The organism is Adhaeribacter sp., from assembly GCF_057359045.1.
Genome location: NZ_JBMQUD010000040.1, coordinates 20,984 through 39,975 on the forward strand (window position 1 = coordinate 20,984; position 18,992 = coordinate 39,975).

The window sequence follows — 18,992 nt, forward strand, 5'->3', positions numbered from 1 at the left end:
CATACAAAACCCTAATGTTAGAAACCAGCATCTGTTTTAATTCAGATGCCGGTCTTTGTAATGTTCTATTTGCTAACTGCTTTTCTACTTAAATTAGTTCGCTAATGCCCAGCTTAATTTTTTTGGCCGGCATTTTCCGGTTTCGGCAATAAAGCTTTCCGAGACAATTTGAATTTACCGGTTTTCTTATCGATATCCATCAGCTTCACTTTTATTTCTTCCCCTACTTCCAGTACTCCTTCCAGCGATTCCAGGCGTTCCCACTTTACTTCAGAAATGTGCAGCAGGCCATCTTTGCCCGCCATAAACTCTACAAAAGCACCGTACGGCTGAATAGATTTAACTTTACCTTCGTACACTTCCCCTATTTCGGGAACTGCCACAATGGCTTTTATTTTCCGAACGGCTTCCTGCATATTGTCGAGGTTAACGGCAAAGATATTTACGTATCCTTTTTCGTTTTTCTCTTCAATCTGGATGGTAGCACCAGTATCTTTCTGAATTTGCTGAATTACTTTTCCGCCCGGTCCGATAATTGCCCCAATAAATTCTTTGTCTACAATTAAGTTATGCGAACGTGGTGTATGAGGTTTGTAATCCAGATTAGGTTCGGCAATGGTTTTGGCCATCTCGCCTAAAATATGTAATCGGCCTTGTTTAGCCTGGGTTAAAGCTTGCGACAACACATCGTTGCTTAAGCTTAAAACCTTGATATCCATTTGGCAGGCAGTAATACCTTTTGCCGTACCGGCCACTTTAAAGTCCATATCGCCTAAATGGTCTTCATCGCCCAGAATATCCGATAATACGGCAAATTTACCGGTTTCGGTATCGGTAATCAAACCCATTGCAATACCAGCTACTGGTCCTTTTACTTGCACACCGGCATCCATCAGGGCTAAACTACCCGCACAAACGGTAGCCATAGAAGAAGAACCGTTCGATTCCAGAATATCCGATACAATCCGGATGGTATAGGGGTTTTCTTCTTCATTGGGCAACACTTTGCGTAAAGCCCGCATCGCCAGATTACCGTGGCCTACTTCGCGCCGGCCGGGTCCGCGGTTGGGTTTTACTTCGCCGGTAGAAAACGCCGGGAAATTATAGTGCAGAATAAATTTATTGTAGCCCGAGAACATCGCGCCATCAATCATCTGCTCGTCTAATTTAGTACCTAAGGTTACCGTGGTTAAAGATTGTGTTTCGCCGCGCGTAAAAACAGCCGATCCGTGGGTAGAAGGCAAATAATTTACTTCTGACCAAATCGGCCGAATTTCATCCAGCTTACGACCATCTAAACGCACGCGCTCATTTAAAACTACATTACGCACTGCTGCTTTTTCGGCATCGTGGTAATATTTAGAAACAAGCTCTTCGTTTACTTCCTGGTCGGCGCTTAAAGATTCCAGGTACTCTTTTTTAATGGCGCCAAAAGCTTTTTTCCGTTCGGCTTTTACCGGGTTAGCACTGTTGGCTACTTGGTAAGCTTTTTCGTAAGCAAATTGGTAAATTTCGTTCTTTAGATTTTCATCGTTGGTCTCGTGCGAATATTCACGCTTTTCGGTAGCGCCCACTTCCTGGGCAAATTCTACCTGAGCCCGGCACTGATCTTTGATAGCTTCGTGCGCAAACTGAATGGCGGCGAGCATTTCTTCTTCTGAAACCTCGTTCATTTCGCCTTCCACCATGGCCACACCTTCTATTGATCCGCCCACGATTAAGTCAATATCAGCCCGGCCTAAATCAGTTAAAGTAGGATTGATAATAAACTGCCCTTCAATACGTGCTACCCTAACTTCAGAAATAGGACCATTAAACGGAATATCGGAAACCGAAATGGCAGCCGAAGCCGCTAAAGCAGCCAAAGCATCCGGTAAAATTTCGGTATCAGCCGAAATTAAGCTAATCAGCACCTGGGTTTCGGCATGATAATCGTCCGGAAACATTGGGCGCAATACCCGGTCAACTAAACGGCTAATTAAAATTTCATAATCCGATAAGCGGGCTTCGCGTTTTAAAAACCCACCGGGAATTTTACCAGAAGAAGCAAATTTCTCCTGATAATCTACCGACAAAGGCAAAAAGTCTACGCCGGCACGAGCTTCTTTAGCCGATACTACCGTAGCCAGCAACATGGTATTACCCATTTTCACGACTACGGACCCATCGGCCTGTTTGGCTAGTTTTCCGGTTTCCAGGGTAATTTCCCGACCGTCGGCTAGCCTTATAGTTTTATTTACTACTTTATAAGACATTCTACATTAAATTAATAAACCAGGCAGGCGCCTGGCAAAGAAGTGATGGAGGAAAAAAGAAAAGGTCTAAAAAATATTAGGGAATCCGTGTAATGAATTCCCTAATATATTATTTTCTGATACCTAATTCGACTATAATAGCCCGGTATCTTTCAATATCAGTTTTAGATAAATAATTTAATAATCTTCTGCGCTTACCAACCAGCTTAAGCAAACCTAAACGAGTAGAAAAATCTTTTTTATTTTCTTTCAGATGCTCTGTCAGGTGGTTTATACGGTGGGTAAACAGACCGATTTGTGATTCTGGAGAACCGGTATCAGTTTTAGATTTACTTAAACTGTTTTTTTCAAAAATTTCTTGTTTCGCTTCAGTTGTTAATTTCATCGGGTATTACTACTTATCAAACTATTTCCGAGTATTTTTATATAAGCCGCAAAGATACAAATTTGTTTCATTATTATAAAGTTTTTTACAAATCTTTACAAGCATTATATATTCTTTTTTTTCAGCCGGAGACTTAATTTACGCCAGAAATCAATTTCGAGCAAGTTAGAATCGTTACGGGCCTGGTATAAAAAGAAAAAGCCAACCGGTAATAAAATCATGTTGGCCGCCCACATACCAGCCGGCACAATTACCAATCCTTCACGCCCCCATTTTTCACCTAAAATGGTGAGCACGTAGTAAATTATAAAAAATAAAATAGAAATAATTACCGGCATACCTAAGCCACCTTTCTTAATAATGGCTCCTAACGGCGCGCCAATTAAAAACATAATAAGGCAAGCCGCCGATTGGGTATATTTTTTAAAAATTTCGATTTCATAATTATTGGCATCGCGGTACGTTACTTTCTGCGATTCGGTAGAAGTGGTGGTAAAACTCCGGATATTGCGGGCTTTATTAGCTGCTTGGGCATATACATCACGCGAAATGGGGGGTATTTCGCGTTTAGCTACTTTGGCCTTTACAATGGGTTTGGCACGCCGGGCAGAATCGATGGGCAAGTACGTATAATACGGGCTAATCTGGTAACTCATGGCTTTCTTTTCCAGCCGCAGCTTGGTCCGGAGCGAGTCGGTTACATGCTTCAGTTCTTTTGTGTTCATCATCATCTTGCTGCCCTTGAACAATTCTTCGCGGGTACGGTCAAGGTTAAAAGATGATAAATTAAAAAGGATTTTTTGCGAATTAAATTTTTGCCGGAAAAAACCAGCGCCGCTATTACCGGGAGCAGTCATGGAACCTTGTGCCTCTTCGGCAAACATTTGCCCGTTAAATAAATCCAGCGCCAGAAACTGGTCGTTAAATTTGGTATACATCCGCCCTGAATCGGCCAAAATAACATTTCGGTTGCCATTCGCTTGCGAATGGTCGTAAATCATTACGCCTTTTAAGGTTGAGCCGTCATCAAATTTTTTATCGACCTTAATGCTGTAGCCCGGTATGCCGTTATAAAATATTTTTTCTCTGATATCTAACGAGGGTTTCTTTTGCCGGATATCCCACAACAAGCTATAAGCTTTCAGGTTTGCTTTGGGTACAATATTTTCGTTAAAGAAGAATGCCCCCACCGACAATAGCACCGCTATAAAAAACACCGGCCTTAAAATGCGCAGCAACGAAATGCCGGAAGTTTTAATAGCAGTAAGTTCGTGGTGCTCGCCCAGGTTACCAAACGTCATGAGCGACGACAGCAATACCGCCAGCGGCAAGGCTACCGGCACCATGTTTAAGCTAAAATAGCCCAATAATTGCAAAATAATACCCCCACCCAAATCTTTACCCACCAGGTCATCGAGGTATTTAAGCATGTATTGGGTTAGTAAAATAAATTCTACTACCGCAAACGTTAAGAAAAAAGGACCTAAAAAAGATTTTACAATTAATTTATCTAACTTTTTCATGTAAAGTTAAAGCAACATAATATTGCTGGGTTTAAACAGGCTTTTCCGCTATATAATCAAACGAAAATCAACCGCCAATAATTTCACGCAAACCCACAATTAACCCGTCCCATAATTCTGCCATTTCTTCCATATCTTCTTCTTCGGAATAGTCGATTACCCGCAAATACTGTTCTTGTGTCAGTTCGCTGGTCTCAATGGTAAAGTCCATATAATTGGGATCGGGCTCATGCTTTTTGCCATCGGCTAAGAACACAAACCGTACCGATTTATTTGTGCGATGACTATTCATTTCGGCAAAATGGTTTTGATTGTCCCAAACAAAGTTATAGTGTTTATCTTCATCAATCATAACTTTATCGCAAAACCATTGTTCTAACCCGCTCGGGGAGCTCAGGTACGGATAAATCATTCGGGGAGATGCATTGATAGGATACTCGCAGACAAATTTATGCTTATTCATAGCATGTAATTTAAGGTGTAGGGTAACAGATGATTACGGATTTTAGTAATTTTTTTTACGCTAAAAGTTGGGTACTTATTATCTTATTTATACATTTGCACTCCCAATTACACGGCGGGGTAGCTCAGTTGGTTAGAGCACAGGATTCATAACCCTGAGGTCAGGGGTTCAACTCCCCTCCCCGCTACACAAGCCTTAAGTTTATAACTTAAGGCTTTTTTTATTTTTGGTAATATATAAATACTAAAATATCGCAGCAACAAATTTGCCTATAATAAAAAAAGCTTAGCAGATAGCTAAGCTTTTTTTATTATAGAAGATAAAGTTATTTAACTTTCTCAATTATGCCTTTAAAAGCAGCCGGATGATTTAAAGCTAAATCGGCTAGCACTTTTCGGTTAAGGTTGATGTTGGCTTTTTTGAGACCACCCATTAATTGGGAATAAGATAAACCGTATTCCCGCGCGCCAGCATTAATACGCTGAATCCATAAAGCCCGGAAATCTCTTTTTTTCGCTTTCCGATCGCGGTAAGCATAAACTAAACCTTTTTCAATGGCATTCTTGGCAACCGTCCAAACGTTTTTCCGACGTCCGAAGTAACCCTTTGCCAGTTTCATAATCCGCTTTCTTTTATGTCGGGCAGCTACGACATTGACTGATCTTGGCATTTTAATTTAATTTTTGGAGATTGGTGATTCCATGGGAATTCTTTTTACCAGGCCCCGGGTGAAAAATAATTTTAGATGTTAAGCATGGCTTTAACACGTTTTTCGTCGGCTTCACTTACCAGACCTACGTGGGTTAAAGCTCTTTTCTGCTTAGTTGTTTTCTTCGTCAGGATGTGGCTTTTAAAAGCGTGTTTACGCTTAATCTTGCCTGTGCCCGTTAAAGAAAACCGCTTTTTTGCACCAGATTTAGTTTTAACTTTTGGCATTATTTAGAAATTTAAGAATTAATGAGAACTCTTACCCGGCAAAAAATTAACCGGGGCAATATTTATTTTTTTGGTTTCGGACTCAGGAATAAAAACATACGTTTACCTTCCAGCTTGGGCAGTTGCTCTACTTTGGCTACCTCTTCCAGGGCCTGGGCAAACTTCAACAGCAGTACTTCACCTCTTTCTTTAAATACAATGGTACGGCCTACAAAGTGCACATAAGCTTTAACTTTGGCACCATCTTCTAAAAAGGCACGGGCATGTTTTACTTTAAATTCAAAGTCGTGGTCATCGGTATTGGGGCCAAAGCGGATTTCTTTTGTTACCACTTTCTGGGTTTTGGCCTTCATTTCCCGCTGTTTCTTCTTTAAGTCGTATTTAAACTTAGAGTAATCAACAATACGACAAACCGGCGGCTCCGCTTTCGGTGAAATTTCTACTAAATCCAGGTTTTGCTCACGAGCCAAGCGTAATGCTTCATCGGTAGCATAAACCCCGGTTTCTATATTATCACCAACCAATCTTACCTGCCGAGCCAGAATCTTATTATTGATTTTGTAAGGCTCCTCAACAACTCCCCGTTGCGGCATCCGCTTGTTTGTATTTGTATTGATAATTTTGTCTCCTTTAAATAACGGTTTTACAATGAAGGTGCAAATATCGCACTTATAAAATTATTTTAAAAATAATTTCTAATTTTTACTTAAAATATCCGCTACCATGCTTTTAAAATCGGCAATAAAAGCATCTACCGAAATACTGCCCATGTCGCCCTGGCCGTGCTTACGTACTGATACCTCGTTATTTTCCTGCTCTTTTTCGCCTACAATAATCATGTAAGGCACCTTCTTTACTTCGGCATCGCGTATTTTACGACCTATTTTTTCGTCGCGCGAATCGATGAAGCCCCGGATATCTTCCTGCAATAAACGTTGGTATACAACTTCGGCGTATTCGTGGTATTTTTCAGAAATCGGCAAAATGGCAAACTGATCCGGACTTAACCAAATCGGGAAATTACCGCCACAATGTTCTATTAATACAGCCACAAACCGCTCTAAAGAGCCAAAAGGTGCCCGGTGCAGCATTACCGGCCGTTGTTTGGTATTGTCTGGGGCAGTATATTCTAACTGGAAACGTTCGGGCAAATTATAATCTACCTGAATGGTACCCAGCTGCCATTTCCGGCCCAAAGCATCTTTTACCATAAAGTCTAGCTTAGGTCCGTAAAAAGCGGCTTCGCCTAACTCGGTAACTGTAGGCAAACCTTTTTCCTGCGATGCTTCAATAATTGCGCTTTCGGCTTTCGCCCAGGCTTCGTCGGTTCCAATGTATTTTGCTTTATTTTCTGGGTCGCGCAACGATATTTGGGCGGTATAATCGGTAAAACCTAAAGCCTTAAATACATATAAAACCAGATCTATTACTTTTATAAACTCTTCTTTTACTTGGTCCGGCCGACAGAAAATATGTGCATCATCTTGGGTAAAGCCCCGTACGCGGGTTAAACCGTGCAATTCCCCGCTTTGTTCGTAACGGTATACGGTACCAAACTCTGCTAAACGCAAAGGTAAATCGCGGTAAGAACGGGGTTTGGTTTTGTAAATTTCACAATGGTGCGGGCAGTTCATGGGTTTAAGCAGGAACTCCTCCCCTTCGTTGGGTGTACGGATGGGTTGGAAAGAATCGGCACCGTATTTTTCGTAGTGACCAGAAGTAATGTAAAGCTCTTTGCTGCCGATGTGGGGCGTTACTACCTGCTGGTAACCAGCCCGGGTTTGGGCTTTGCGCATAAAATTTTCCAAGCGCTCGCGTAACATTGTGCCTTTGGGTAACCACAAAGGTAAACCCATCCCTACTTTTTCGGAGAAGGCAAATAATTCCAGTTCGCGACCCAGTTTACGGTGGTCGCGGCGTTTGGCCTCTTCCAGGCGCTCCAGGTATTCGGTAAGTTCTTTTTGTTTCGGGAAAGTAATGGCGTATACGCGGGTTAGCTGTTCCCGTTTTTCGTCGCCGCGCCAGTAAGCACCAGCCACATTCATGAGTTTGGCGGGTTTAATAAAGCCGGTATTCGGAATGTGTGGCCCGCGGCAAAGATCAACAAAATTGCCTTGGGAATAAAAGGTAATCTGGCCGTCTTCTAAACCTTCGAGCAAATCCAGTTTGTATTGGTCGCCTTTTTGGGTAAAATATTCAATGGCTTCGGCTTTAGGTACCGGCTTACGTATATAATCGCTTTTTTGGCGGGCCAGTTCCAGCATTTTTTGTTCAATAGCCCCAAAATCGTCTTGCGATAAAATGCGGCCACCCAAATCTATATCGTAATAAAAGCCGTTTTCAATAGCCGGACCAATGCCAAATTTTACGCCGGGGTACAAAGCTTCTAATGCTTCGGCCATTAAGTGCGCCGAAGAATGCCAGTAAGTAGCTTTACCTTCTTCATCGTTCCAGGTAAGCAGTTGCACGGGAGCATCATTTTCTATTGGCCGGTTAAGGTCCCAAACCTGGTTATTTACTTTAACGGCTAAAACATTTCGGGCCAAGCCTTCACTGATACTGGCGGCAATTTCCATACCGGTTACCCCAGCATTATACTGTCTTACCGAGCCGTCAGGCAATGTGATGTTAATCATTGATAATTATATTATAATTAGTAGTATCTCTAAAATTAAAATTGGGGTACCGCAAGCGGTTTACACTGTCGCGCTTTATTTTATACAAAGCATAATTAGAACGGCGTACGCCCCACATGGTACGGACATCGTTTGGCTTCCGCCGTAATATTTTATAATATTCGGCTAACGCCTCTTTGTACCGCCCTGTTTTTTCGTAACTCTCGGCCAATATTTCGGACACCATGGGCAAATTAGGCGCATTGGTTTTAACCTGGGTCATTTGGGCCGCGGCACCCGTAAAGTTGGCACGTTTATAATCCAGCAAACCTAATTGGTAACGGGCCAGGTACAAACCGGGGTCCTGCTGAATGGCCTGGCCAAAACAAACGTAAGCACTATCTGCTTTTTTAAGGCCACTATACCGCAATCCGCGCTGGTACCACAAAAACCCATTGGTACTATCCAGGCGGGCAGCGTTTTGTATATACCGGTTGGCTACTTCATAATTAAACTGCGCATTATATATACTACTCAGTTGCAGATACGGAAATACGAAATCCGGTGCCGCTCTTATGGTCCGGCGGTACAGCACCACCGCCGAAGCGGTATCGCCTAAAGAAGCCCGGGCAAGCCCTTTATAATATAAGCCAAAAGAATTATCCGGATCTTCGTTTAATACCTGGTTAACTTTATCCAATGCTTCGGCAAAACGTTTCTTCTTCAGAAGCAATTCTGCTTGCAACAAATAATTGTTCGGGTCTTTTAAACCTAAACTCTCTGCTTCATCGGCTAAGGCCAAAGCTTGGGTTAAGCGGTCACTCTCCCGCAATATTACTGCTTTCCAGAAATAAAACTCCTCCTGGTTGTGGTTTAACCGAATGGCCTGGTCAATATCGGTTAAAGCCTGTTCCAGTTCTTTTTGCTGCAAGTAAATTTTAGCCCTCTTGGCATAAAGTCCCGCATTATTCTGGTTTTGCCGCAACGCCTGGTTTAAATCGGCAAGTTTTATTTCGCCGGCCGTTATCCGGTTCAGGTTTACCATGGGATCCCGGTTAACCACCTCCGTAGTACAAGCCGACAACAGCAGCCAAAAAATGGCGTTCAGCCAAAAAATACTTTTTTGTGCACTGCTCATACCTATAACCAAAACGCAAAAATATTATTAATTCTGTTATATCCACAAAATAATATTAGGCCATACCTTATCAAAGCTGTAAAAGCAAACTATAAAACCACACCTTAACTGCCGCAAACACCTTATAATAAGGCATGGTTGTTTACATATTAAAGCCGGGCACTTTGCACTTCAGGTAAACCCTAACAAAACTTGTTTGGTGTTTTGGTAAAAGGTAAAATACCAGCCCGGATATTTCTGCCGGCAAGTAAATAGATGACTAAGTGGTAATAATATTACCTGCGGTGTTTTAGCCTTTTTTAGAGTTTTTACTAAACAAATTCTGTCCAAATGTAACCCTTAACCAATAAGCTATGCCTGGATAATATTAGGGAAGGAATATTTCTGAAAGCCGGAGAAAGAAAAGCTTTAAATTTATTACTAAATAGCTATCGGCCAAATGATAAAGGTGAAAATGGAGAGGCTAAAATATAAAAAGTAAAAGACTTTTTATGCTGGCTGTACGCCGTAGGAGTTCAGCAAGGCTTTGCACCGGCGGCTTAGTTCTAAATCGTCGGCGGTAACAAGTTCCAGCTTTACTGCTTTTTCCAGAATAGCAACGCTTTTTTCCTTGTCTTTCATATCGCGGTAAATAATGGCCAGGTCGTAATAACTGCTGATGTTCTGGGGATTAAAAAAAATAGCTTTTTGCAAAGCCTCTATGGCGTTATAGTTACTCGCGCCAACCGGTACACCACCAATAATTAATTTAGAAGCCGTACATTCTAGCACGTTTAAATTGGCCGCTTTGTAGTGCCAGCGCCCCATTAGCTGCCAGGCGGCAGCGTGTTGCGGGTTTATGGCTAAGGCTTTATCAAGATGCTTTTTTATGGTTTTGAGGTTGATAATCCGCTCTTTTAAACCTGTAACCATGGAAAGGTTGTTTAAGGAAGCCGCCATCACATAATGGGCATCGGCACCCATAGGGTTTACTTCCAGAGCTTTTTCGGCGTGTTCTTTGGCTGCTGTAAAAAACTGCAGCTTTTGGGTTTCATCGGTATAGCGCGAACCTATGCGTAAATCCAACAGACAAATTTTATAAAGCGCTTCGTAACTGTTGGGTTGTTCTTTTAAAACTAACTGAAATTTTTTCAGGGCTTCACCATCTTTATTTTCCAGATAAAGTTGGTTCGCTTCTTTTAAGAGCTCGTCAGAAGGTAAAGAGGCAAATACCTGGCTAGCAAAAGCCAGCCAGGTAAAGGCGCCTATAAATGCAATCTTAAACTTTGTAGACATATCAATTTATCCAGCCCTAAAAGTTAAATATGATTAAATCAATTTTTAAAATAAATTTAACTGCCTTTTTTCTTTCTTTGGCTTCTCGTCGGTTTCATCTATATTACTCATTTCCAGAGAATAGGTTGCTTCTTTTTCTACAATTACTTGTTTTTCAGCGGGCAGGTTTACCAATACTGGGTTTGGTACTTTTTTCACTTGCTTTGCCGGAGCAACCGGTTTAACTTCTTCTTCCGGATTATCCAGAATCTGGATGTTATGTAATTTAAAGTAATTTAATTTATTACCAGTTGCTTTCCAACCTTTTACATCAATAAAAATATTTAAATTAATGGTTTCGGTAATTTTTTCGCCTTTTTTATCTTTCTGGTACTTCACTTCGGCCATTGGTTCCGCTTGCGTTGAAAGGGCTACCAATTTAGAACCCTTTGAATCGTTCAGGTACGAGAATTTCTTGCCCACTGTGCTGGTCTCGATGCGGAAACGTTTAACGTAATAGTTTTTATTCTCGCCATCGTAATGTACCGCCGTAATTACTTTCTCGGGATCAAACTTCTCGATGATCTCAATATTCTGCACATCGTAGTGGTTTGTTAGTTCAAACGTAGTTTGCTCGTACGTTCCGTCTTTATACAGCACCAAAATGGTATCTTCGGTATTGAAGCTGCCCAGGTACCGGCCACGCGATTCAGTATTTAAACGACCAATAACCTCGTCGTAGTATATTTCGCGACCACCCAGCGTCGATTCGCCCCGGCTTTTCTGTACCACTTTTTTAACCGGGTACTTAGTAACCATGTTACCCTGTGAGCCTTTGCCTTTAATCATCAGCTCAGCAAAATCGTAATCGAAAGCTTTAATGCGAGCGGTAGCAGTTGGCACCAGGTTAAGAGTTACTACTTCCGATTCGCTGTTGGGATTGGCGGTTAAATAATGAACCTTAGAACCTTTATTGCCTTTGGTTAAATCATATTCCTTATCGCGGGTAATACCGTTTACCGAAAAGCGTTTGGCGTACGAAATACCCGTTTTACCATCTACGTAAATCATGTTGTACACCATGTGTTCATCATTTTTATTGTAGATACCAGCGTAAATAATATCCTTGCCCACAAACGTTTTTTCGGCAATTTTGGTAACCCTAAACTTCCCGTCTTTCGTGATGGCAATAATATCATCCATATCAGAGCAATCGCAGACAAATACCGCCTTCTCGTCCTTTTTAAGATTATACCCCACGAAACCATCAGCAGCATTTACATATAATTTCTGATTGGCTATGGCTACTTTCTGCGCCGATACCACATCAAACGTCCGGATTTGCGTTTTGCGGTCCCGGCCGGCACCGTATTTTTTCAATAAATTCTCGAAGTAAGCAATGGCAAACCGGACAATATTGGCCAGGTTATCTTTTGTCTCCTCCATCTCCTCTTCCAGTTTTTTAATATATTCATCAGCTTTAAAAGAGTCGAATTTTGATATGCGTTTAATCCGGATTTCGGTTAGGCGAATAATATCGTCTTGGGTAACCTCGCGGCGCAACAGGGGCTTAAACGGATTTAAACCTGTATCAATGGTGCTTAAAACATCTTCCCAGGTTTCGCATTCTTCAATATCGCGGTAAATACGATTCTCGATAAATATTTTCTCCAGCGACGACATGTGCCATTTCTGGTCCAGTTCTGCCAGTTTTATTTCGAGTTCGCGCTGCAGTAAATCTACCGTTTTCTGGGTCGATATTTTCAGCACGTCGTCTACCGCCATAAAGTGCGGCTTATCCTCGATAATGACGCAGGTATTCGGCGAGATTGAGATTTCGCAATCTGTAAAGGCGTATAGCGCATCAATGGTTAAATCGGGCGATACCCCAGGCGGCAATTGCACGTGAATTTCTACGTTAGCCGCTGTATTATCAATTACCTTTTTAATCTTTATTTTATTGTTCTCACTCGCTTTTACAATCGACTCCATTAAAGCCGTTGTTGTAGTACCATAAGGCACATCGCGAATTATTAACAAGGTTTTATCTACCTTTTCAATGGTGGCCCGAATGCGGATGCGCGAGCCACGGGCACCGCCTTTATAATCGGTTACGTCTACCATCCCGCCGGTTGGGAAATCGGGAAACAGCTGCGTCGGCTTTTTCTTCAGCACATCAATAGAAGCTTTTATTAGCTCCTTAAAGTTGTGCGGCATTATTTTGGTAGATAAACCTACGGCAATACCTTCTACGCCTTGCGCCAATAACAGCGGAAACTTAACCGGTAAGGTTACCGGTTCGTTTTTCCGGCCGTCGTAAGAAGCCTGCCAAACAGTGGTATCGGGATTGTACACTACATCTAAGGCAAACTTAGACAAGCGGGCCTCAATATAACGGGCTGCCGCCGCGCTATCGCCGGTACGCACATCGCCCCAGTTACCCTGCGTTTCGATTAATAAGTCTTTCTGGCCCAGGTTTACAATGGCATCGCCAATAGAAGCATCGCCGTGCGGGTGATACTGCATGGTTTGCCCGATTACGTTGGCTACTTTGTTAAAGCGGCCGTCATCCATTTCTTTCATGGCGTGCAGAATACGGCGCTGCACGGGTTTTAAGCCGTCTTCAATAGCCGGTACCGCCCGCTCCAGAATTACATAAGAAGCATAATCGAGAAACCAGTTTTGGTATAGCCCATCAATGGCAGTTACTTCGTGTATTTTCTCGTCCCCATCAAACGGCTCTTCGTCGTTCAATAATGCGTCGTTCTCGTTTTCTATATCGTTAAGCATAAACTTCCTCCTCTACGTCCTCAACAATGTCTTTCTCCACTTTAAGGTTATCAATAATAAAATTCTGGCGTTCCGGTGTATTCTTGCCCATAAAATAGCTTAATATTTTCGGGATAGAATTATCGGCATTTAAAATAACCGGTTCCAGCCGGATATTGTCGCCAATAAATTTACCAAACTCGTCCGGCGAAATCTCGCCTAAACCTTTAAAGCGGGTAATTTCCGGATTCTTGCCAAGTTTTTTAATGGCGGCTTGCTTCTCGGTTTCGTTGTAGCAGTAAATGGTTTCTTTTTTATTGCGCACCCGGAACAAAGGCGTTTCCAGAATAAATAAATGACCATTTTTTACCAAATCCGGGAAGAATTGCAGGAAAAAAGTCATCATCAGCAAACGAATGTGCATGCCGTCTACGTCGGCATCGGTGGCAATTACCACGCGGTTGTAACGCAAATCTTCGAGGCTTTCTTCAATATTTAAAGCGTGCTGCAACAAGTTAAATTCCTCGTTTTCGTACACTACTTTTTTCTTCAGGCCAAAGCAGTTGAGTGGTTTACCCCGTAAGCTAAACACCGCTTCGGTATCTACATTACGCGATTTGGTAATAGACCCACTCGCCGAGTCGCCCTCCGTAATGAATAAAGTAGAAAGCAGGTGCTTTTCGTTTTGCTCATCAGAAAAGTGTACGCGGCAATCGCGCAGCTTGCGGTTATGTAAATTTGCTTTTTTAGCCCGTTGGTTCGCTAGCTTTTTAATGCCAGCCATATCTTTCCGTTCCCGTTCGCTTTGCTCAATGCGGCGTTTCATGGCATCGGCAACCGTGGGGTTTTTGTGCAGAAAGTTATCTAAATGCTCTTTAACAAAGTCGTTAATGTAACCGCGCACCGTTGGGCCGTCGTGAGCCATGGCAATAGAGCCCAGCTTGGTTTTGGTTTGCGATTCGAAAACCGGCTCCTGCACCCTTATACTAATAGCCCCAATAATAGAGGCCCGCACATCCGATGCTTCGTAATCTTTCTTAAAAAATTCTTTAACGGTCCGGGCAATCGCTTCGCGGAAAGCGGCTAAGTGCGTACCGCCTTGCGTAGTATATTGGCCGTTTACAAAAGAATAATATTCTTCGCCGTATTCGTCGCCGTGGCTTAAAGCTAATTCAATATCATCACCCTTCAGGTGAATAATAGGATAACGCAGCGCCTCTACATCGGTTTTATGCGACAGTAAATCCCTTAACCCGTTTTCGGAGAAATATTTCTGGCCGTTGAAATTTATGGTTAAACCGGCGTTCAGGTAAACATAATTCCGGATTTGGTTTTCCAAATATTCCGGAATAAAGCGGTAATTCTTAAAAATGGTATCGTCGGGTGCAAACGTTACTGTGGTGCCGTTGCGCTGGGTTGTTTCTATAACCGGGTGATCGTGGATTAATTCGCCGCGCTCAAATTCGGCTACTTTCATTTGCCCGTCGCGTACTGATTGTACTTTAAAATAACTGGCCAGGGCGTTGGTAGCTTTGGTACCTACCCCGTTTAAACCAACTGATTTCTGGAACGCTTTGCTGTCGTATTTACCACCAGTATTAATTTTGCTTACGCAGTCGATTACTTTGCCTAGCGGAATACCCCGGCCATAATCGCGCACCTGCACCTTATGTTCCGAAATTTTAATTTCAATGGTTTTACCATTGCCCATCACGAATTCGTCGATGGAATTATCAATTATTTCTTTTACTAAAATATAAATACCGTCGTCCTGGCTGGACCCGTCGCCGAGCTTACCAATGTACATACCCGGCCGCAAGCGGATGTGCTCCCGCCAGTCGAGTGAGCGGATACTGTCTTCGGTATAAGCGTTATTTACCTCTGCCATTCGTTAAAAAAGGGTAATATTTTAAATTATTTAAAACTAAAGGTAAGAATTTAATCTGAGATGAAAAATTAGAGAAACGGCCATATACTGCCGGTTTACGTAGAGATTCACATAACTTTTTTATTTTGGTTTTACCTTTATTTTGGTATAAATGTAACCATTTTAACCTTACGCTGGTTCAATAAAAACTATTAAAATTAGGTAAATACTAAAAAAAAGAGCAAATATTAATTACTAAATTCGTGGGCAAAAAAGCAATACCTGCCCTAATATTGTTGTCTAATAAATTACATTTACATTATTCTATAGAAATATTATTCCTTTCTTAAAATCTACATGGAAATAAAATTACCTAATTATTTTAAGTATACGGTCATTATGTTGGGCCTTATCTTATTACTTTATTTGCTCCAGACTTTTCAGTCGATCTTGGTGCCGCTTTGTTTTTCTTTGCTGTTTGCCTTATTGCTACTGCCCATATCGGAGCGCTTAGAACGAAAAATGCCCCGGGTTTTTGCTATTTTAATTAGCATTATATTGGTTATACTTATTATTAGCGTACTTATCTGGCTGCTTTCTATGCAGATCATGAGTTTCTCCTCAGAAATGCAAAATATTGCCGATAAACTATTGGTGTTTGTTAATAAAGTGCAGCAGTTTTTATTTCAGCATTTCGGCATTCAGCCCACCTCTAAAAACGAGCTTTTATCTAAAAACTTAACAACCCTGCAGGAAACCGGAACCCGCTTTGTGGGCAGCACCATATCGATAACCACCGGGGCACTAAGTGTGGTAACATTAATCCCGATTTATATTTTTTGTATGCTGTATTACCGCGACCATTTCCGGCGGTTTATTTTCCAGTGTATTTCGCGCGAAGAACGCGATGCGTTTATAACCACTATGGATAATATCCAGAAAGTAGTGGCCAGTTATATATCGGGTTTAATGATTGTAATCGTGATTGTGGCCATACTAAATACCATTGGTTTGGTTATAATGGGCGTACCTTATGCTATTTTCTTTGGCGCTTTTGCCTCTATCCTAACCATTATTCCTTATATCGGGATTTTGATTGGGGCCTTGCTGCCGGCTTTATTTACACTGGTACAAACCGGCTCTTTACTAAATGCTTTAATCGTAATTGGGATATTTACTTTTGTGCAGTTTTTAGAAGGCAATTTTATAACGCCCAACATTACTGGTTCTAAAGTAAGTATAAACCCCTTTGCGGCTATCCTGGCTTTAATTATTGGCGGCGAAGTGTGGGGGGCTACCGGTATGATTTTGTCGATACCACTCATTGCTATCTTAAAAGTGGTTTTTGATGCCTACGAACCTTTACATCCGCTGGGTTTTCTGCTCGGCGACGTAAACCAGGACTCGAGTAAACCTGGCTTTTTCTCGAATGTACTAACCAAAATAAAGAACCGGTTTAAATCTGATAAAACGGCGTAAGCCAAAGCAAGCCGTACGTATAAATAACTGTTAGTTAAGTTTAATTGTAACTAATTCCAAAAGTTGTCAGTATATATTTAACATTCCTGCACAACCAATTTAATACCATTAACCGGGTTGTTCAGGTAAACGAACTGAATAAAACTATGGAAAATAACTTTGAAGAAAAAAACCTCCGCGCCATTAGCGACCTGGTTGAAACCTGCCGGGACGGCATGAAGGGATACGAAACCGCTGCGGAACACGTAGAAAACCCGCAGTTAAAATCGGAGTTTAGCCGTTTGGCGCAGCAAAGAGCTTCTTTTGTGAACGAACTGGAAAACCAGGCACGCCAATATGGTTTAGAACCCCGGCAAGAAAGTACCGTGGAAGGAGCCGTTATGGAAGCTGCCGGTGCCGTTCATCGGGGTTGGATTAATCTTAAATCTGCGATAACCGGTAACAGCACCAACGCTATTTTAAATGAATGCGAAAATGGTGATGCCGCCGCCCTTAAAACCTACGAAACAGCCCTGGAAGTAGATACGTTGCCCGTGGATGTGCGTAATGTAATTGAACGACAGCACCACGACATTCTGGAAGCTAAAAACCGCATAACTACTTTAAAAACGACCATTTAAACCTAGCATATAGTATAAGTTTAGTGTTTGTTAGAAAAAAGCAGCCAGCAAGGCTGCTTTTTTTTGTTTAAACTTTTGAAATTTAGCAGCTGCTAAATAAATTAGTATTGCTAAAACATGAAACCGTTTTACCCGCTTTTCTGTTTAGTAAATGCTCCCGGGCAATATTTTAGCACTTCTATTAAATGTCTTTAAAAATCTAATTTCTAGGCATTATAAAAAGGTAGCCGAAAGAGCCTGGCGTGCCAGAAAAATATTAAACGTAAACACAGGTTTTGTACGCAGTTATAGATATTGAAACCACCGGGGGGCAACCGGCGCAGGATAAAATTACCGAAATCGCTATTTTTATTCATAATGGCCAGCAAATTGTAGACCGTTACCACACTTTAATAAACCCGGAGCGGCCCATTCCTTTTTTTATTACCCAACTTACCGGCATAACCGACGACATGGTAAAAGATGCTCCTAAGTTTCATGAAGTAGCCAAAGACATTGTGCAATTTACCGAAGGCAAAATATTTGTGGCCCACAACGTGCGGTTCGATTATTCTTTTGTTAAAAAAGAGTTTGGCGATTTAGGTTATAATTACCAGCGCAAAACCTTGTGTACGGTACGTTTAAGCCGTTCTTTAATTCCGGGTTTGCCTTCTTACAGCCTGGGCAAGCTTTGCCGGAGCCTAAACATAGATTTACAAATGCGGCACCGGGCCATTGGCGACGCCCAAGCCACCGCTGTGTTGTTTGATAAATTATTAAAAATCAACCAGCCAGAGGTAGATGCCACTACCGATGTACAGGAAAAAAGCAAGAAATTGATTTCTTCGGCGGTTAAAACATCTTTGCTGCCGCCCCAAATAACCAAAGAACAGGTAGATGCCCTGCCTGATGCGGCCGGCGTGTATTATTTTTACGACAATACCGGCGAAGTTATTTACGTGGGTAAAAGTATCAATATCCGCAAACGCATTATTCAGCACTTTAACATTGATTACAAAAGCAAAAAATCGATTGAGTTTAAAAACAGAATTGCCGATATTACTTATGAACTAACCGGCAGCGAACTGGTAGCTTTGCTTTTTGAATCGGACGAAATAAAACGGCTGAAGCCGCACTATAACCGCCAGCAACGCCGCAGTATTTTTAGCTCCGGTATTTACGTTTACTTCGACCAAAATGGCTATAAGCGCCTGACCTACGATAAAGTAAGCAGCGACCGCATACCTTTAATTGCACTATCAAACCATCATAAATCCAAAAGCTTTTTATTTCATAAAGTAGAGAAATTTAACCTCTGCCAGAAAATGTGCAACCTGTATAAATCTAAAGGCGCTTGCTTCGATTACCAGGTGCACCGGTGCCAGGGCGCCTGCGTAGGCAAAGAAACGCCGGAAGAATACAACGCGCGGGTAGATGCAGCCATAGAATCCTTTAGTTTTGAGCACAACAGCTTTGTACTCATTGGCAAAGGCCGGGAACCCCACGAAAAATCAGTAGTTTGTATTGAGAACAACCGGTATTTAGGCTTTGGCTACATCGATGAAACTTTTTCGGCAACGGGTCTGCCCGATTTTAAAGCCGCCATTAAACGCTACAACGATAACAAAGATGTGCAGCAAATAATACGGGGCTACATGCGCACCAACATGCCCGATAAATTAATTGTTTTTAATTAGTGCGCTGGCAAT

At 41.9% G+C, this 18,992-nt stretch carries 15 protein-coding genes and 1 tRNA gene; 4 read left to right on the forward strand and 12 right to left on the reverse strand.

Annotated elements, in window-relative coordinates; translation table 11 throughout:
* Positions 1-113: 113 nt before the first annotated feature.
* From pnp to ACO1R6_RS06865, 4 genes are all read right to left on the reverse strand, one after another.
* Positions 114-2,255, reverse strand: coding sequence for a polyribonucleotide nucleotidyltransferase (gene pnp / locus ACO1R6_RS06850; protein ID WP_486263329.1), 2,142 nt, complete (start codon positions 2,253-2,255; stop codon positions 114-116).
* Positions 2,256-2,364: 109 nt separating this feature from the next.
* Positions 2,365-2,640: a 30S ribosomal protein S15 gene (gene rpsO / locus ACO1R6_RS06855; RefSeq protein ID WP_486263331.1), complete on the reverse strand. Its 276-nt coding sequence runs from the start codon at positions 2,638-2,640 to the stop codon at positions 2,365-2,367.
* 104 nt (positions 2,641-2,744) lie between these two features.
* Positions 2,745-4,163 carry an LptF/LptG family permease gene (locus tag ACO1R6_RS06860; RefSeq protein ID WP_486263332.1) on the reverse strand — a complete coding sequence of 473 codons (1,419 nt, stop codon included), beginning with the start codon at positions 4,161-4,163 and terminating at the stop codon, positions 2,745-2,747.
* 67 nt (positions 4,164-4,230) lie between these two features.
* A complete protein-coding gene (locus tag ACO1R6_RS06865; RefSeq protein WP_486263333.1) occupies positions 4,231-4,626 on the reverse strand; it encodes an START-like domain-containing protein in 396 nt (131 codons plus the stop codon).
* A gap of 113 nt (positions 4,627-4,739) precedes the next feature.
* Here ACO1R6_RS06865 and ACO1R6_RS06870 point away from each other — a divergent pair.
* Positions 4,740-4,813: transfer RNA gene (locus ACO1R6_RS06870), tRNA-Met, on the forward strand.
* A 138-nt stretch (positions 4,814-4,951) separates the two neighbouring features.
* Here the strand turns inward: ACO1R6_RS06870 and rplT are convergent.
* The 8 genes from rplT to ACO1R6_RS06910 all read right to left on the reverse strand — a co-directional run bounded on the left by rplT (position 4,952) and on the right by ACO1R6_RS06910 (position 15,226).
* On the reverse strand, positions 4,952-5,296 hold the full coding sequence (gene rplT, locus ACO1R6_RS06875; RefSeq protein WP_486263335.1) for a 50S ribosomal protein L20: 345 nt from the start codon (positions 5,294-5,296) through the stop codon (positions 4,952-4,954).
* 71 nt (positions 5,297-5,367) lie between these two features.
* Positions 5,368-5,562 carry a 50S ribosomal protein L35 gene (gene rpmI / locus ACO1R6_RS06880; RefSeq protein WP_486263337.1) on the reverse strand — a complete coding sequence of 65 codons (195 nt, stop codon included), beginning with the start codon at positions 5,560-5,562 and terminating at the stop codon, positions 5,368-5,370.
* A gap of 62 nt (positions 5,563-5,624) precedes the next feature.
* Positions 5,625-6,155 carry a translation initiation factor IF-3 gene (gene infC, locus ACO1R6_RS06885; RefSeq protein ID WP_486263338.1) on the reverse strand — a complete coding sequence of 177 codons (531 nt, stop codon included), beginning with the start codon at positions 6,153-6,155 and terminating at the stop codon, positions 5,625-5,627.
* Positions 6,156-6,257: 102 nt separating this feature from the next.
* A complete protein-coding gene (thrS, locus tag ACO1R6_RS06890) occupies positions 6,258-8,198 on the reverse strand; it encodes a threonine--tRNA ligase (protein ID WP_486263340.1) in 1,941 nt (646 codons plus the stop codon).
* Positions 8,191-9,315 (reverse strand): tetratricopeptide repeat protein, encoded by a 1,125-nt coding sequence (locus ACO1R6_RS06895; protein WP_486263342.1) that lies wholly within the window; start codon positions 9,313-9,315, stop codon positions 8,191-8,193. The genes thrS and ACO1R6_RS06895 overlap by 8 nt, the downstream gene beginning before the upstream one ends.
* A 489-nt stretch (positions 9,316-9,804) precedes the next feature.
* Positions 9,805-10,590: a tetratricopeptide repeat protein gene (locus tag ACO1R6_RS06900; RefSeq protein WP_486263344.1), complete on the reverse strand. Its 786-nt coding sequence runs from the start codon at positions 10,588-10,590 to the stop codon at positions 9,805-9,807.
* A gap of 45 nt (positions 10,591-10,635) precedes the next feature.
* On the reverse strand, positions 10,636-13,359 hold the full coding sequence (locus tag ACO1R6_RS06905) for a DNA gyrase/topoisomerase IV subunit A (RefSeq protein ID WP_486263346.1): 2,724 nt from the start codon (positions 13,357-13,359) through the stop codon (positions 10,636-10,638).
* Positions 13,352-15,226, reverse strand: coding sequence for a DNA topoisomerase IV subunit B (locus ACO1R6_RS06910; protein WP_486263348.1), 1,875 nt, complete (start codon positions 15,224-15,226; stop codon positions 13,352-13,354). The genes ACO1R6_RS06905 and ACO1R6_RS06910 overlap by 8 nt, the downstream gene beginning before the upstream one ends.
* Before the next feature lie 336 nt (positions 15,227-15,562).
* Here ACO1R6_RS06910 and ACO1R6_RS06915 point away from each other — a divergent pair, with 336 nt between their 5' ends.
* The 3 genes from ACO1R6_RS06915 to ACO1R6_RS06925 all read left to right on the forward strand — a co-directional run bounded on the left by ACO1R6_RS06915 (position 15,563) and on the right by ACO1R6_RS06925 (position 18,980).
* Positions 15,563-16,684, forward strand: coding sequence for an AI-2E family transporter (locus ACO1R6_RS06915; RefSeq protein WP_486263350.1), 1,122 nt, complete (start codon positions 15,563-15,565; stop codon positions 16,682-16,684).
* 146 nt (positions 16,685-16,830) lie between these two features.
* Positions 16,831-17,304: a ferritin-like domain-containing protein gene (locus ACO1R6_RS06920; RefSeq protein WP_486263351.1), complete on the forward strand. Its 474-nt coding sequence runs from the start codon at positions 16,831-16,833 to the stop codon at positions 17,302-17,304.
* A gap of 275 nt (positions 17,305-17,579) precedes the next feature.
* Entirely contained in the window at positions 17,580-18,980 is a 1,401-nt protein-coding gene (locus ACO1R6_RS06925; RefSeq protein ID WP_486263352.1) for an exonuclease domain-containing protein, read from the forward strand.
* The last annotated feature ends 12 nt before the right edge of the window (positions 18,981-18,992 follow it).